At 68.8% G+C, this 15,344-nt stretch carries 14 protein-coding genes and 2 tRNA genes; 13 read left to right on the top strand and 3 right to left on the bottom strand.

Features of this window, described 5'->3' with window-relative positions; genetic code table 11:
* Positions 1 to 6: 6 nt before the first annotated feature.
* The 4 genes from ACZZZB_RS01110 to ACZZZB_RS01095 all read left to right on the top strand — a co-directional run bounded on the left by ACZZZB_RS01110 (position 7) and on the right by ACZZZB_RS01095 (position 4,335).
* Positions 7 to 1,254, top strand: coding sequence for a deoxyguanosinetriphosphate triphosphohydrolase (locus ACZZZB_RS01110; protein WP_137241789.1), 1,248 nt, complete (start codon positions 7 to 9; stop codon positions 1,252 to 1,254).
* A gap of 88 nt (positions 1,255 to 1,342) precedes the next feature.
* The gene (dnaG, locus tag ACZZZB_RS01105; RefSeq protein ID WP_137241788.1) at positions 1,343 to 3,217 is read left to right on the top strand and encodes a DNA primase; all 1,875 of its coding nucleotides are present in this window, start codon (positions 1,343 to 1,345) and stop codon (positions 3,215 to 3,217) included.
* Between the two features lie 102 nt (positions 3,218 to 3,319).
* Positions 3,320 to 4,168, top strand: a complete 849-nt coding sequence (locus ACZZZB_RS01100; protein WP_079705766.1) for an ATP-binding cassette domain-containing protein — start codon at positions 3,320 to 3,322, stop codon at positions 4,166 to 4,168.
* A 94-nt stretch (positions 4,169 to 4,262) separates the two neighbouring features.
* A tRNA-Asn gene (locus tag ACZZZB_RS01095) sits at positions 4,263 to 4,335 on the top strand.
* Positions 4,336 to 4,434: 99 nt separating this feature from the next.
* On the opposite strand, the gene ACZZZB_RS01090 is transcribed toward ACZZZB_RS01095, so the two are convergent.
* Both ACZZZB_RS01090 and ACZZZB_RS01085 read right to left on the bottom strand, forming a co-directional pair.
* A complete protein-coding gene (locus ACZZZB_RS01090; RefSeq protein ID WP_463528792.1) occupies positions 4,435 to 5,367 on the bottom strand; it encodes a site-specific integrase in 933 nt (310 codons plus the stop codon).
* Between the two features lie 190 nt (positions 5,368 to 5,557).
* On the bottom strand, positions 5,558 to 6,349 hold the full coding sequence (locus ACZZZB_RS01085) for a hypothetical protein (protein WP_463528791.1): 792 nt from the start codon (positions 6,347 to 6,349) through the stop codon (positions 5,558 to 5,560).
* Between the two features lie 109 nt (positions 6,350 to 6,458).
* Here ACZZZB_RS01085 and ACZZZB_RS01080 point away from each other — a divergent pair, with 109 nt between their 5' ends.
* The 6 genes from ACZZZB_RS01080 to ACZZZB_RS01055 all read left to right on the top strand — a co-directional run bounded on the left by ACZZZB_RS01080 (position 6,459) and on the right by ACZZZB_RS01055 (position 11,161).
* Positions 6,459 to 6,665 carry a helix-turn-helix transcriptional regulator gene (locus ACZZZB_RS01080; RefSeq protein ID WP_463528790.1) on the top strand — a complete coding sequence of 69 codons (207 nt, stop codon included), beginning with the start codon at positions 6,459 to 6,461 and terminating at the stop codon, positions 6,663 to 6,665.
* A 67-nt stretch (positions 6,666 to 6,732) separates the two neighbouring features.
* Complete coding sequence (locus ACZZZB_RS01075; protein ID WP_463528789.1) at positions 6,733 to 6,966, top strand: hypothetical protein; 234 nt, start codon at positions 6,733 to 6,735, stop codon at positions 6,964 to 6,966.
* Between the two features lie 271 nt (positions 6,967 to 7,237).
* Positions 7,238 to 7,825, top strand: coding sequence for a hypothetical protein (locus tag ACZZZB_RS01070; RefSeq protein WP_463528788.1), 588 nt, complete (start codon positions 7,238 to 7,240; stop codon positions 7,823 to 7,825).
* 627 nt (positions 7,826 to 8,452) lie between these two features.
* The gene (locus tag ACZZZB_RS01065) at positions 8,453 to 9,064 is read left to right on the top strand and encodes a hypothetical protein (protein ID WP_463528787.1); all 612 of its coding nucleotides are present in this window, start codon (positions 8,453 to 8,455) and stop codon (positions 9,062 to 9,064) included.
* Complete coding sequence (locus tag ACZZZB_RS01060; protein ID WP_463528786.1) at positions 9,061 to 9,597, top strand: hypothetical protein; 537 nt, start codon at positions 9,061 to 9,063, stop codon at positions 9,595 to 9,597. The genes ACZZZB_RS01065 and ACZZZB_RS01060 overlap by 4 nt, the downstream gene beginning before the upstream one ends.
* 361 nt (positions 9,598 to 9,958) lie before the next feature.
* A complete protein-coding gene (locus ACZZZB_RS01055; RefSeq protein WP_463528785.1) occupies positions 9,959 to 11,161 on the top strand; it encodes a phage major capsid protein in 1,203 nt (400 codons plus the stop codon).
* A gap of 940 nt (positions 11,162 to 12,101) precedes the next feature.
* Here ACZZZB_RS01055 and def read toward each other — a convergent pair.
* Positions 12,102 to 12,668 (bottom strand): peptide deformylase, encoded by a 567-nt coding sequence (gene def / locus ACZZZB_RS01050; RefSeq protein ID WP_192018048.1) that lies wholly within the window; start codon positions 12,666 to 12,668, stop codon positions 12,102 to 12,104.
* Between the two features lie 70 nt (positions 12,669 to 12,738).
* Here def and ACZZZB_RS01045 point away from each other — a divergent pair, with 70 nt between their 5' ends.
* From ACZZZB_RS01045 to ACZZZB_RS01035, 3 genes are all read left to right on the top strand, one after another.
* The gene (locus tag ACZZZB_RS01045; RefSeq protein WP_229939903.1) at positions 12,739 to 13,719 is read left to right on the top strand and encodes a DMT family transporter; all 981 of its coding nucleotides are present in this window, start codon (positions 12,739 to 12,741) and stop codon (positions 13,717 to 13,719) included.
* Positions 13,720 to 13,842: 123 nt separating this feature from the next.
* The gene (locus tag ACZZZB_RS01040) at positions 13,843 to 15,123 is read left to right on the top strand and encodes a glycosyltransferase (protein ID WP_370582608.1); all 1,281 of its coding nucleotides are present in this window, start codon (positions 13,843 to 13,845) and stop codon (positions 15,121 to 15,123) included.
* Between the two features lie 40 nt (positions 15,124 to 15,163).
* Positions 15,164 to 15,238, top strand: a tRNA-Ile gene (locus tag ACZZZB_RS01035).
* Positions 15,239 to 15,344 lie beyond the last annotated feature (106 nt).

The following is a 15,344-nucleotide window of genomic DNA, read 5'->3' as shown; positions in this document are numbered from 1 at the left end:
GTCTCCATGGACCGGGACGGCTACACCCTGCACGACGAAGAACGCTGGATGCCCGAGCACCACTCGACGCGACGCTCCGACTTCGCCCGCGATCGTGCACGGTTATTGCACTCCAGTGCCCTGCGGCGACTCGCCGCCAAGACACAGGTGCTCAGCCCGACGAGCGGTGTCGACTTCGCGCGGAACCGTCTGACCCATTCCCTCGAGGTTGCGCAGGTCGGTCGCGAGCTGGCAGCCAGCCTCGACCTCGCTCCGGACGTCGTCGACACGGCGTGCCTCGCGCACGACCTCGGTCACCCGCCGTTCGGTCACAACGGCGAACGAGCACTCAACGACTGGTCCGCCGCGATCGGCGGGTTCGAGGGCAACGCCCAGACCCTGCGGATCCTCACGCGCCTCGAATCCAAGGTCTTCGGTCCCGACGGCGAGCCGTACGGTCTGAACCTCACGCGCGCGAGCCTCGACGCCAGCTGCAAGTACCCGTGGCCGGCCGCCCAGTCGGTGCCGGATCCCGGTGGTCGCGCCAAGTTCGGGTTCTTCGACGAGGACTCTGCGGCCTTCCGCTGGTTGCGAGCCGGCGCTCCCGAGCGCGTCCGCTGCGTCGAGGCGCAGGTCATGGACCTCGCGGACGACATCGCGTACTCCGTGCACGACTTCGAGGACGCCGTCGTCGGGGAGTACATCGACCCGGCGTTCCTGAACGCGCGCGCAGGACACGACCGCCTCATCGACACGGCGCTGTCCTGGGCCGGCGACGACTTCACCCACGAGGACCTCGCCGCCGCCTTCGACCGGCTGCAGTCCTCGCACACCTGGATCACCGCCTGGGACGGCTCCCGGCGCGACCTCGGTCGCCTCAAGAACTTCACGAGCCAGATGATCGGTCGGTTCGCCGGTGCGGCGACCGCGGCGACCCGCGAGGCCTTCCCGCAGGCCAGCCTCGTGCGGTTCGGGGCTGACGTCGTGGTGCCCCACGGCATCCAGGCCGAGATCGCCCTCCTCAAGGGGATCGTGGCCGCGTTCGTGATGTACAGCGACTCCCGCCAGCCGCTGTACGTCCGGCAGCGGGAGATCCTCATCGAACTGTCGGACGCGGTGTTCGCGCTCGGCGAGTCGGCCCTCGACGTCGGCTTCGCGGCGGACTGGCGGGCAGCCGGGTCCGACGCGGAACGCCGTCGCGTCGTCGTCGACCAGATCGCGAGCCTGACCGATCAGAGCGCCCTCTCCTGGCATGAACGGCACGTCGGCGCCTGACGCTCCTCCACACGGGAGCGGGCCTCCGACTCCGCTGCGCGGAGGCCCTCAGGGATGGACGATGGACGCACGAGACTAGGATCGAAGCATGGCCGGACGGATTCGACAGAGCGATGTTGAAGAGGTCAAGGCACGCACCAATATCGGCGACGTCGTCGGCGACTACGTCTCGCTGAAGTCCGCCGGCGTCGGCTCGCTGAAGGGCTTGTGCCCCTTCCACGACGAACGCAGCCCGAGCTTCCACGTGCGCCCCACGGTCGGGCTGTACCACTGCTTCGGCTGTGGCGAGAGCGGCGACGTCTACAGTTTCCTGCAGAAGATGGACCACGTGACGTTCGCGGAGTCGGTGGAACGTCTCGCTCAGCGCATCGGGTACCCGCTCAGCTACGAGGAGGGCGGCGGCAAGGTCGATCACGGCAACCGGGCTCGGCTCTTCGCCGCCAACCAGGCTGCCGCCGAGTACTTCCAGCAGCAGCTCCACGACGGCGACGCCGACCTCGGGCGGCGGTTCCTCGGCGAACGCGGCTTCGACGCCGCCGCTGCCGACCACTTCGGGATCGGGTTCGCGCCTGCCGGCTGGGACCACCTCATGAAGGCGCTGCGGTCTCGCGGATTCTCCGACGAGGAGATGCTCGCGGCCGGGCTCGTGTCGAGCGGCGACCGCGGGGTCTACGACCGGTTCCGCGGACGCCTCATCTGGCCCATCCGCGACACGACCGGGCAGGTGCTCGGCTTCGGCGCCCGGCGCCTCCGCGACGACGACAAGGGGCCGAAGTACCTCAACACCCCGGAGACGGCGATCTACCACAAGGCGCAGGTCCTCTACGGCCTCGACCTTGCCAAACGCGACATCTCGCGCGGCAAGCGCGTCGTCGTCGTCGAGGGGTACACCGACGTCATGGCCTGCCACTTGGCGGGGGAGACCACCGCGGTGGCGACCTGCGGGACCTCGTTCGGGGTCGACCACATCAAGATGATCCGCCGCGTCATGGGCGACGACTCCGCCACCGGCGAGGTCATCTTCACGTTCGACCCTGATGAGGCCGGGCAGAAGGCTGCGACGCGTGCGTTCGGTGAGGAGAAGCGGTTCTCCGCCCAGACGTACGTCGCCGTGTCCTCCGACGGCCTCGACCCCTGCGACCTCCGCCTCAACCGCGGCGACGGCGCCATCCGGAAGCTGGTCGACGGCCGCGAGCCGATGTTCGAGTTCATCATCCGGCGCACGCTGGCGGGATTCGACCTCGAGACGGTCGAGGGCCGGGTCGGCGCACTCCGGGCGGCCGCTCCGGTCGTCGCCGAGATCCGCGATCCCTCGCTCCGTCCCGGGTATACCCGGGTGCTCGCGAAGCAGCTCGGCATGGAACTCGACGAGGTGGCCCGCGCCGTGCGGGCTGCCGGCGGTGCCGCCGCAGGAGGCTCACAGAACTCCGCACGAGACGCCCGCCAGCAGGGCACCGGCGCACCCGCTGCCGAGCCGCCGCGCGAGCGACAGGCCTCGCTCAACGACCTGCCCAAGGACCCGTCGACGCGCCTCGAGCAAGACGCCCTCCGTGCGATCCTGCAGCTGCCCCAGCACCTCGAACGCCCCATGCTGGAGCGCGCGGTCCAGAGCTCGGTCGCCAACAGTTCCCTCGCCGTGGTGCGCGACGCCATGAGTGTGAGCCTGGACCACCTCGGGACGAACGCCTGGCTCGAGACCGTCATCGCACAGGTCCCACCCGGCTTCGACGGACTGGTCCGCGAGCTCGGGGTGTCACCACTGCCCGAGACGAACGAGGAGAAGCTGCCGAGCTATGTCCGGGACATCGCGCGGGCGCTGATCGACCGCGACCTCCTCGGTCGGAAGGCGGCCTTGCTCGGGTCGTTGCGCCGTACCGACCCCCGCGACGAGTCGCACCGGGAGATCACGCGGCAGCTCGCGGACGTCGAGGCGGAACGGCGTGCGCTCCGCGCCGAGGCCTGACGCGGTCCGCCTCCACCGAGCGTGGCACGTGGCCCCGCCGGGATCGCCGGATACACTCGATGGCGATCCGGTGGCTCCCCGTGCACCGGAAGGAGAGGTCTCATGAAGCACCCAGAGCAGGACGGACCGGCGGTCCGGGCGAGCGATCTGAGCGTCGACTACGCCGCGCACGGCGTGAGCCCGAGCAATCGAGCCCTGGACGGCATCAGCTTCGAGCTGCCCGTCGGCGGCTCGCTCGGGGTCATCGGCAGCTCGGGCTCGGGGAAGAGCACGCTCCTGCGCGTGTTGTCCGGACGCCACCTGACCGGAGCGGACTCCCGTCCGTTCGTGTCCGGCGGCGACGCGAGCACGCTCGGTCGCTCCATGCGCAAGGTGGGCCGCAAAGAACTCACGAAACTCACGTTCGAAGTGTCGCTGCTCGAGCAGGAGGCCGGTGCGCACCTGAAGCCCGAACTCACCGTCACGGAGCTCATTTCCGAACCCGTCCTCGCGCGCGACAAGAAGTTCAGCGAGCAGGCGCTCGGCGTCCGGGTCGCCACACTGCTGGACGCCGTGCAGATGCCCCTCTCCAGCCTCGACAAGTACCCCTACGAGCTGAGCGGTGGTCAGCGGCAGCGCATCGCGATCGCGCGCGCCCTCGTCCTCGGTCCGAAGGTGTTCATCGCCGACGAACCGACGGCCGGCATCGACATCACGGTCCGGCACACGGTGACCGAGTTGCTCGACGGGTTCCGACGCGACGGCGGCACGGTCATCGTCGTGACGCACGACCTCGCGATGCTCCGCGAGGTGACCGACGACGTCCTGGCGCTCCACCAGTCGCGGGTCGTGGGCTACGGCCCGATCGACGCGATGCTCGCCGATCCGCCGCACGAGTTCCTCGCAGCGCTCGCCCAGTCGGGCGGCACCGAGACCCAGTACGAGACGCCCGAGGCCGTCGGCATCGATTGATCGCGTGTCGATTTGGAGTCTGCGAATCCTTTGCTACAGTAGATACGCGCTGCAACGCAGAGGCCGGATTCGTCCGGCCGGTCGAAGCACGTATTCCTCGATAGCTCAATTGGCAGAGCAATCGACTGTTAATCGATAGGTTGTTGGTTCGAGTCCAACTCGAGGAGCTTTTCACCCCGTGATTCCGCGGAAGTTCGGCAGGCATCAGTCCTGCCGAACACCGCGGCTCACCAGAAACTCACCAGATACGCTGAACCACAATCGGTTCAGAGCCGCTCCAACTCGTTCGCGGCCCGCCGAGTGTTCGTCCGCCTAGCCATGTACACGTCCTGTGTCATCGAGGCCTGAGCGTGGCCCAACTGGTCCGCGATATCCCGAGCCGACAGCCCCGCCGCGTCGAGGTAGGTCGCAACGCTCTTGCGGAACGAGTGGAATGTGATCGACCCGAGACCGAGCCGCGCCGTGGCCTCGCGCCAGTCCCGAGACGTGTTCGACGGGTCCCGCACGTTCCCCAGCGCCGTCGGGAACACCAGCCCCTCCGCGTTCGCCGGCTGCTCCACCTGACGGCGCAGCAACAGCTCCTGTAGGCGCAGCGGCACCGCGAGCACCCGCTCCTGCCCCGTCTTGGTGTCCTCCTGCACCTGCAACCCCGAGCCCGGCACTCGGACCACCGTCGCCGCGATCGTCACCTCGCCGCGCACCAGATCGACCCGAGACCACCGCAAGCCACACGCCTCACCGATCCGACACCCGGTCCCGATCATGAACTCGATCAGATCGACCATGTCCAGCTCGGCTAGCCGCACGTCGCCCGCGATCGCCGCCCGCAGCGCCTGCATCTGCCCCGCCGGCACCGCCTGAGCGCCCTTGCCGGCCTGCCGGATGCGAGTGACGTCCCGCACCGGGTTCGACGGCATCAGCCCGTACCGCACGACGACGCCCATCACGCCCGAGAGCACCGAACGACAAGACTTCGCGGACGCGGCCCCGTGCTCCTCCGCGACAACCCGCAGAAACTGATCCAGCCGCGCCGTCGTCGCCTCCTGGATCGCCAACTGGCCAATCCGAGGCGTGATCATCCGCCGGCACACATCCGCGTACGCAGCCAACGTCGTCGGACGAAGGCCCTTCTCTCGCTGCTGCCCGAGATACGCCTCCACCGCCCGCGACAGTGGATCCGTCCGACGCAGCTCGCCCACCCCCGGAGCCTCACGCTCCGTCAACGCCGCCAACAACTTCGCCCGCGCGCTCGCCGCAGACGGCCCACGCCGGCTCACTGACCTCAGGTGCCCGTCCTGGTCCCGAACCCACGTCCGCGCCTCGTGCGCCACCCGCCCCGATTGCTCGAGCGTCCGCACCGTCACGGACCCGTGCGCCCCCAGCGGGGTCCTAGGCCGGGCCATGCTGCACTGCCGCACCGCCGGCCGCGTCCACCGCCACGATGGGATAGCGAACCACCCCGCCCGGGATCGCCTCAACTGCCGACACCACCGGCACCCACGCCGGCTCCGCGATCACGCTCGACTCGTCCAACCCCGGTGGAAGGGCCGGCACTGGCAACCCTTCACGCCTAATGTCCTCCCGGGCAGCGTTCATAGACCCCAATGCCCCCCGAACACCCCGCGCGTTCTGCAACAGGTGGGACAGGTCCACCCCGTCCGGCACGTCCGGCGAGCCAGCCGACACCACCCGCGCCGCCTCGAACGCCAACGTCGCCGCGATCCGGTTGTAACTCTGGAACAGCGCCACCGAGTGGAAGTAACGCTCGTACAACGCCGGCACCTTCGCATCCCCCGGCAACGGCCGATTCAACCCCGGCTCCATCACCGGACCCGTCTCCACACCCGACCACCACTCGGCCGCCACCGCAGCATCCACCACCGTCTCTGGGAGAACTTCAGTGCGCTCGCCGGAGTGCACGGGGAACAGCAGCCGGATCGGGGGCACGTCGAGCGCTCGTCCGATCGCGGATAGCTCCTGAACGCTGATGCCCTTCCGGGCTCGGAACGTCAGGAAGGTCGCGAGGGTGCCTCGCTTCATCGGGAATCCCAGCTCGGTGGCGCGGTCGGCGATCCACTGCGTGGACACGCCCCGCTTGTCCCGATAGTGGGTGATCGTCTCGGCGATCTGTGCGGAGAGCCGGTATTCCCAGCTCTGCTCGTCGTCGTGGGGAGTAGTCATAATTGCGACGGTATCATCACACAGGAGTTGACACCTATCCGGTCGAGCGATTAACGTCCATAACTATCCCGCTCGTGACAATCTCGTCACACAAACCGAAAGAGGCGTCATGGACACCCAGACCGCACCCGCAGGACTCTCCACGAAGCTGCTCACGATCGATGAGCTCAGCGAACAGATCGGTATCCCGAAGGCAACGATCTACTCCTGGCGCGGACGCGGCGAGGGGCCTCGCGGCGTCAAGCTCGGGGGCGCACTGCGCTACCGACCGGCGGACGTGGCCGCGTGGCTCGAAGCCGCCGCCGACACCCGCTGAGCTGCTCCGCGCGACACCTCCCCACGAAGCACACCGGCTGCACTCCGCCGATCGAAGGACCATCACCGTGGGAACTCTCACACCTGCTACCCGCCAGCTCGGCTCCCGCCTCGCAGGCGTCGTCTCCGCCGGGACCTCAACCCCGCAGGCCGTCGCCGACCTCCGCCGAGACTTCCGAGCCGCCGCCGCTGCCGACACCCTGCAAGCCGAACTCGCGAAGGCGCCGGCACTCACCCGATCGCAGTACGACCGCCTGCACGAACTCATCCGCCGGCATCAGCTCACCGGCGGTGCCCGATGACTACTGACGCCTCACACACGGCGACGACCCCGGCAGAACGCAGAACACCCCCGCCGTGTAGCGTCACGGCGAGGGTGTTCGACTCGAAAGAAGGCCTGGAAGGTGCCTCGTCGCCAACCATAGCGGGCACCCCCGACACCGAAACCACCGACCGACGGAACGGACCGCCCGGGCCACGCAGAAGGCCCCCGGCGGTAACCGGGGGCCGAGGCTCTGAATCCTTGCGACAGGGAACGAAAGCACTCCCGACGATACCAGCCGAGGCCCGCTGATGGGCGCTCAGCTGGCTCGCAAAGCGTTCGTCGTCGCCGCTCGCGCAGGACTCAAGCCCAACGAACGCGCGCTGCTCGTGTACATGGCTCTAACCGCGCTAGACACCGACCCGGTGCCGCTCTACTTCGCTGCTCGCGAGACCTCAGCACTTGCGCTCGGACGAATCGTCCCCGACGAAGTAGCGCCGGACGCAGCCGACCACGCTTCCGTTCAAGCCGAGCGGACCGCGGCATTCCAGGCGGTCAAGTCAGCTGTCGCCGGGCTCACCCAAGCCGGCGTCATCGTGCGCCAGAGACGCGGTCGCGAGGGTGCTCGAGCGGAGTTCCGTCTCGCACTCGACCTGTTGATAACCCCCTCCTCCGCCGAGCCGAAAGGAAGGGAAACCCTTCCCCTCGAAAGTAGGGAAACCCTTCCCCTCGAAAGTAGGGAAACCCTTCTCTCAGGGGAAGGGAAAACCACCCCCAGAGGAACCACTGAGGAACCACTCCAGGAACTAGGCCCAGGATCAACCTCGGCACCCAGCCGCAACCTACGTGAACTCCCCACAGCTCGAAGCGGATTGAGTGACGTCCGGGTGGCCTCGTGAACCTCTCAACGATCGCTACCGCAGACCGGGGGTGGCAGCACAACCCGGGGGTACCCCATCTCGACGCTCTGCCCCTCCCCACACCGACTCGGACCCTACCGCCGACCAACGGCTCCCGACGGCTCAGGCGGGCACTGAGCGCCTCGACCGCGGTCAGCTCTGACCTCACCGCCTCGACGGTTGCACGGCGCTCGCCGCATCCCGTCGTGTCTCGAGGCGCGCGCTGCTCGGTGCTGTCGCGTCGGGATCTCTCGGCCGTGCTGTCGTGCTCGACGTCGGAGGTCACGCCTCGCTCGGTCGGTAGCTGCTCGTGCCGCTCGTGCTCGTGGCAGCTGTCGCGCTCGGCCGTCGACGCGCGAACGCATCGGGTCGCCTGCTCGTCGGCTCCGAGCGTGTGTGCCCGCTCTCGTCGGGCTCAGCGCGAACGCGATTCGATGGGCCGTGCGCGGCCACTCCGTCCGGCCACCGGGGGTCGGGCGGGGGAGGGGGAGTCCAAAAGTGCGCGGGGTCCGCCAGAGGGCGCGACACGGTTTTCTGAACGCGCGGAATCTCAGAATGGAGACCCCCCTTGGATCGCCCCGAAATCGCATCAAATCAAGCTTCATCACCTCTCGAAAGGACCCCAAATTGCTTCCAGACACCGAAATTCGTGTCGACGCCGACGCGTTCATTGCGCCCGTCACGTTCGACGCGATCGTCGACTACATCGTCGGCCGAGTGCTCGCCGTCGAGCCCGTGCAACCCACCGAGCTCGCTGAGCTGATCGAGGACGACGGCGACCTCCGGCCGGCCATTGCTCACCTAGCCCGCATCGTCGGATTGATCGACCTCCGTCCAGCTCACCTGTCCAGCGCCCAGTACCTCCGCCGGGTGGTCCCGCTCCTCGTGGACAGCGTGGCGGCGGACCCGTGGACGGCGACGCCCGGCGACGAGGTCGAGCTGCTCACCGCCGCCGGCGTCACGGACTGGCCGACCGCGGGGCTCATCTCCTCGCCGGTCACCTTCGCTTCGGTGGTCGGGTACTTCCTGACCGAGCCGGAGCCGTACCTGCCGCCCGGGCTGGCCGAGCGCATCGAGGACGACGACCAGCTCCGGCCGGCGCTCTCGCACCTAGTGCGCCTGATCGGCCTTCTCGACCTGAAACCAACGGCGATGAACTGCACGCAGTACCTGCAACACCTCGTCCCGTTGCTCGTCGACGCCGAGCCAGTGACCGACGACCAGGAGACCGGACGATGACCTACGAGCCGTCTCGAATCCGGAAGCTCGCCGACGAACACCTCGCGATCGCCAACCGTGCGGCCAACGATCGCCGGCCGTTCACCGAGGGCGAGAGCGCACGCGCGGCGCAGATCGCGGACCACCTGTCGCGGCGGTACTCCGGATCGCTCGTGACCACGCCCGGTCAGCCCGAAGCTGCCGTGCCCGAACCGTGGGACGAGGCGCTGATGTTCTCCGACGTCGCAGCGTGCGTGCTGCACGGCGACGTGGAGTCCATCACCGCGTTCACCGCCTCGCTCTCGGACGCGGACTCGGTTCGTGCGTTCGCGGTGCTCGGTGCGCTGTGGGTCGGCCGCGACGAGGAACGCGCGTCGCTCGGCCCGCTCGTCCGCGACGTGCGGCGCGAGACCCGCGACGGGACGTTCCTGTCGATCGTGCTCTCCTGGCAGTCGAACCTCACCGAGCCGCTGTTCGAGGGCGACCGCAGCTATCTCGTCGCCATGGTCGCCCTGTTCCAGCGTCAGGCGACCGTGCTACGCTCACCCCAGTAGTCAGCGGCCGACCAGACCAGCGCGTCCCCGGGTAGCATCCCGGGCAGGTCCGCCAGCAAGAACTACACGATCCGAACGGTTCACCCGGGTAGCTCCCGGGACGCGGGTAGCTCCCGCGGTAGCAGCCGCCACAGATCACCCAGACGACACCGCAGCCCCAGCGTGGGCCTCTTGCGACACGTCTGAACCGCGAGTAGCCGGCCGCTTCGCCGCCGACCTCGCAGCATCACCGCACCGCCCGCACCGCCAGCCATTCTCGGCCCGCGTAGCTGCAACCGGTGCACTCCATCGCATCGCGCCGCCGGCCGCTCTCCGTGGCCGGCGGCAGCGATGCCCCACATCCACCGAAAGTAGAAATCTCATGAATCTCGTTGAACAGCGCAACGCGCTCGTCGCCCGTCTCAAGGCCGTCGCCCAGACCGCCCAGGGCCGCGGCTTCACCCCGACCGAGGAGGCGGACGTGAAGTCGATGATGACCGAGGTCAAAAGCCTCGACGTGAAGATCGCGGCGCAGAAGGCGTCCGCGGACATGGCCGGCCAGGTCCGGGACTTCCTCGCCGGCGACGGCGCACCGTCCGGGAAGCGGGCGAAGGGCCGCACGGTCGACGACTCGTGGGCGAAGGCGATGACCAACGCCGTGCCGCAGCTCAGCGGCGCCACGCACGGCACGAAGTCACTCTCGATCCCGAGCTCGTCCACCTTCGAGGTCCCCGCTCCGGGCCTGTCGATCGCCGCCCCGGGGATCGCGTTCTCCACGCTCCTCGACGTCATCACGATCGATGACAGCCTGAACGCTGGCGCGATCTCGTACCTGCGCAGCGTGCAGCGGGAGCGCGCCTCCCGCGTCGTGGCTCCCGGCGCGGTCAAGCCGACGAAGGTAGCGAAGCTCGAGCGCGTGGACGCCCCCGCGCTCACGATCGCGGTGCTGCTCGACAAGATCGCCCGACAGGACCTCGACGACTACGCCGACCTCGTGCGCTGGCTCGACTTCGAGCTCAAGGGGGACCTCGCGCAGACGCTCGACCAGCAGATGCTCCTGGGAACCGGCCTCAAGGACACCGCCGCGACCCCGCCGCGTCCAGACGACGAGTTCGAGGGCATCTTCTTCACCGAGGGCGTCCAGATCCAGGACTTCGACCAGAACGCGTCCCGCTCCGTGCGCCTCGCCATGGCGAAGGTCGAACAGGTCGGGCACGCCAACACGGCGATCGCGCTCAACCCCCTCGACTACGCCGAGCTCGAACTCGAAATCGGTGGCCCCGGCGCGTACCGGGGCGACCGGTCCCCGGCCGGCGAGGAAGGGCCCCGCACGGTCTGGAACACACCCGTGGTCAGCACGCCGCAGATGCCCCGCGGCCTGTCCGTCGTCGGTGACTTCTCTACCATCGGGCTGTGGGAGCGCAACGTCGCCGAGGTCCGGATCGTCGAGACCAACGAGGACGACTTCAAGCGGAACCAGTTCCTCGCACGCGCCGAGCTCCGCGCCGCATTCGGCGTCACGGTGCCGATCGCCCTCACCGCGGTCAAGCTCAACGCCACCGTGAAGCTGCCCGGCCAGGCCTAGCAGCCGCTCAGCCGGGCCCAGACGCCCTCGGACGCCCACACAGGTCGTCCGGGGGCGTCTCGTCATCTCCCGGGGCTCCTGCCGGCCGCAGCGCCCCATCCTGCGCCGCCACCCGTCGACGAACGACACGTCGCGACCGGATCCGCGACCCGTCGCCCAGCGATCGCCACGGCGCAACGCGACGCCGACAGCCGAACACCCGCCCCGCGCCCCTCAGCTACCTGCACGGCCGATCGGTGGGCGGAAACCGCCCCCACAGACGCGCCGACCGCTCTCAGCGGCCCACAGCGCCACTCGCCGCCCGACTGGGATACCCGGAACCGTCGCCCGCGGCCAACCACGACGCGTCGCGCACCGCGGCCGCACACCGACAGGCACCAGCCACTGACACGAACCCGCGCCGGCGCTCGCCGCATCCCGCCGGCGCACGACGACACCTGGTCGGCGCGACGCGTCGCCCCTCGAGGGACTCCCGCGACGTCGGCCTGCAGCCGCGACACGTCATCACGGAGACGACGGCGCTCGCCGCAACCATCCGTCGCGTCCGCCGGCTGTTCAGCGGGACTGAGCACGCGGGCGCTCATCATCTATCCACCAGATTCGCTCGTAAACAGGCCCAAATGCTCGGTAATGGACCGCAACCTGACCGGAGGGAATGCCTAGTCATGGCAAGAATCCATGACCATGCGCTACTTCCGTCACGAAATCGATAGGTTGTTGGTTCGAGTCCAACTCGAGGAGCTGCACAGAATCCCTCGGTCCATATGGACCGGGGGATTCGTCGTTCGAGGCCGGTTTCACGAAACCGGCAGGGACGCCGTAGACTAGGCAACGAGGCCCGAAGACTCCACTCTTCGGGCCTCGTTGCATGTCCGGACACCCTGCGCCTGTCGAGGGGACACCGTGCCGATCGTGCCGGCGTCGTCTCCGTCGAGCTGGTTCAGCCCTCGAGGTCGTCGCGACCCGGCAGCCAGGAGATCCCGGGGACGCCCCAGCCAGCCTTGCGGATCGCCTTCGCCGCTCGGCGCGAGTGCGGCAGTTCCAAGCGGTCCACGTAGAGCACACCGTTGAGGTGGTCGAACTCGTGCTGCAGGATGCGTGCGCGCCAGCCGACGACCCGCAGCTCGACCGGGTCGCCCTCGAGGTCGGTCCCGGTGAGCATGGCTGCTTCCGCGCGACGGAGCGGGTGCCGCTCGCCGGGGACGGAGAGGCAGCCCTCCGACTCGGCCTCCTCGTCGAGCTCGCCCACCGGCGGGGGACTGATCCACAGCACCGGGTTGATCGCGACGCCACGCCACGGCTGGCCGTCGTCGTCCTCGTAGCTGTAGACGAAGAGGCGGAGCGGGACGCCGACCTGCGGGGCCGCGAGTCCGACGCCGGGAGCGAGGTCCATGGTCTCGTACATGTCGGCGACGAGCCGTCGGAGGTCGTCGTCCACCGTGGTGACCGGCCGGGCGACGGAGTGGAGCACCGGGTCACCGGTCACGTGGATCTCGAGAATTGCCATTGCTCGAGCCTATCCGCTGGGCTCGGCCTGCCGCGCCGGGATCAGTGGGACCGCGGGGTACCCTCGACGGGTGATCCACTCCGCCATCGACATCGCCGACCTCGCGGACGACTTCACCCGCAACCCCTCGCAGCTCCTCGGTATCCCGTTCGCGCTCCTCGGCGCTGTCTTCCTCTCGCTCGGCGCGCAGCTGCAGCACCGGGGCGTGGCCAAGGTCGAGTCGTCGAGCGGCACCGACGCGACGTCGGGGCTCAACGTCGCTCAGCTCCTGGCGCTGCTCAGTCGGCCGTCCTGGGTGACCGGAACGGTGATGCTCGGGCTCGCGATCGTGCTCCAGCTCGGCAGTCTGTCCCTCGCACCGATCACCCTCGTCCAGCCGTTGGGTGCGGTCGCGCTCGTCATCACCGCGGTGGTGAACAGCAGGATCAGCGGCGTCCGGTTGAACCGTCGATCGGTCGTCGCGATCGTCGCCTGCGTCGGCGGCGTCGGTCTGTTCGTGACGATCGCGGCGGTCTTCACGGGCGAGCACCGGATCACCGAGGCCGAGCTCGTCACGATCCTGGTGATGCTCGGCGTCGTGCTCGTCGTGTTCGGACTCGGTTTCATGGTGTTCCGTTCCCGCTTCACGGCCATCTTCTACATCGTCGGGACCGGCGTGCTCTACGGCTTCGTCGCGACGCTCGCCAAGGTCATCATCGGACGGCTGCAGCAGGGCGAGTTCGACTGGCTCACGGTCCTCTGCGGGCTCGGCCTCGTCGCCGCGAGTGCGCTCGGCGGCTACTTCGTGCAGACCGCCTACTCCTCGGGGCCGCCCGACCTGGTCATCGCGGGCCTCACCGTCATCGATCCGATGATCGCGGTCGGCATCGGCATCATCGTGCTGGGGGAGGCGAGCAACGCACCGTTCTGGGCTGGCTTCGGCTTCGTCGTGGCCGGCGCGATCGCCGTGTGGGGAGTCTTCCAGCTCGCTCGCCATCACCCACAGGTGAGCCAGACGCCGGCGGCCGCAGCAGCCGCGAAGGCCCTCGCGACCGGCGACGCGCCCGCCTGAGCCCTGGAGCCCGAACGGGCTGCAGGTATGCTTGAGCATGGCGTTCCGCGCCGCATCAGGGTCGTGAGCGACCGCCCGCACCCCCTCACATCACTGGCCAAGCACAGAGGAATCACCGATACCTTGACTTCTCCCGACGACCAGCACCTCGCGAAGGCGTCCAGCACGACGCCGAGCGCCGACACCCACAAGCCGCTGCGGGTGGTCATCGGTGCCGACACCTTCTCGCCCGACGTGAACGGCGCCGCACGCTTCGCCGAACGCCTCGCGGCCGGACTCGTCCGCCGAGGCCACGACGTCCACATCGTGGCGCCCGCCGGCTCGCGCAAGTTCGGCACGTGGAAGGAGACCCACGAGGGTCAGACGATGACGGCGCACCGCCTCTTCAGTCTCCGGTGGTACCCGCACGACTGGCTGCGCTTCGCGATGCCGTGGTCGATGCGACGGAACGCCCGGAAGATCCTCGACCGCGTGAAGCCCGACGTCGTGCACCTGCAGTCGCACATCGTGGTGGGCCGTGGCCTCTCGATCGAGGCCGAGCAACGCGGCATCCGCATGGTGGCGACGAACCACATCATGCCCGACAACATCCTCGACTTCACCGTCATCCCCAAGCGCACCCAGGAGTGGCTCGTCCGGACGCAGTGGGCTGCCGCCCGTCGCGTCTTCGATCGTGCCTTCGCCGTGACGACCCCGACGCGCAAGGCCGCCGACTTCCTGGAGCAGTTCACGGGCCTGACCGGTGTGCACGCGATCTCCTGCGGGATCGAGGCCGGACAGTACACGCCGTCGTTCGAACCGCGGAAGCGCAACACCATCCTCTTCGTGGGTCGCATCACGAGCGAGAAGCAGATCGACGTACTCCTGCGCGCGCTCACGAAACTCCCGAAGGAACTCGACGCCCACGTCGACGTCATCGGTGGCGGCGACCAGGCGAAGAACCTCGAGCAGCTGACCCAGCAGCTCGGCATCGGCGACCGCGTCCGATTCCTCGGCAAGGTGTCCGACGATGAGGTGAAGCAGGCCTACACGAACGCCACCGTCTTCGCGATGCCGTCCATCGCGGAGCTGCAGAGCATCGCGACGATGGAGGCCATGGCCTCCGGTCTCCCGGTGGTCGCGGCCGACGCCATGGCGCTGCCCCACCTCGTGCACGATCAGGTCAACGGGTACCTGTTCGAGCCGGGCAACGTCGACGCCCTGGCCGAGCGGCTCGCGACGGTACTCAGCGCCGCGCCCGAGGAGTACCGCCGGATGCAGGACGCCTCGTTGGAGCTCGTCTCCGCGCACGACATCGAGCGCACGCTCGACACCTTCGAAGCGCTCTACCGTGGCGAGCAGGTCGTCGACCCGACGACCGAGCGTCACACGGCGACCGCAGACCGCCAGGAATCCCGCGACTGACTCCCGCCCGGCGGGCCACTCGGTACACTGGGTTCCGCACGGGGCGGTAGCCAAGCTGGTGAAGGCATTCGGCTCATAACCGAACGATGCGTGGGTTCAAGTCCCACCCGCCCTACCGAGATCCGGCCCCTGAGCCTTGGTTCCGGTCCCTGAGCTTGTCGAAGGGCGCCCTTCGACAAGCTCAGGGACCGGGATGGGGCGGTTCAGGGACCGGAATGGGG

The organism is Plantibacter sp. AC185 (genome assembly GCF_979258065.1).
The sequence above is the reverse complement of the archived record's forward strand: the minus strand, read 5'-3'. Positions and strand labels throughout refer to the sequence as shown.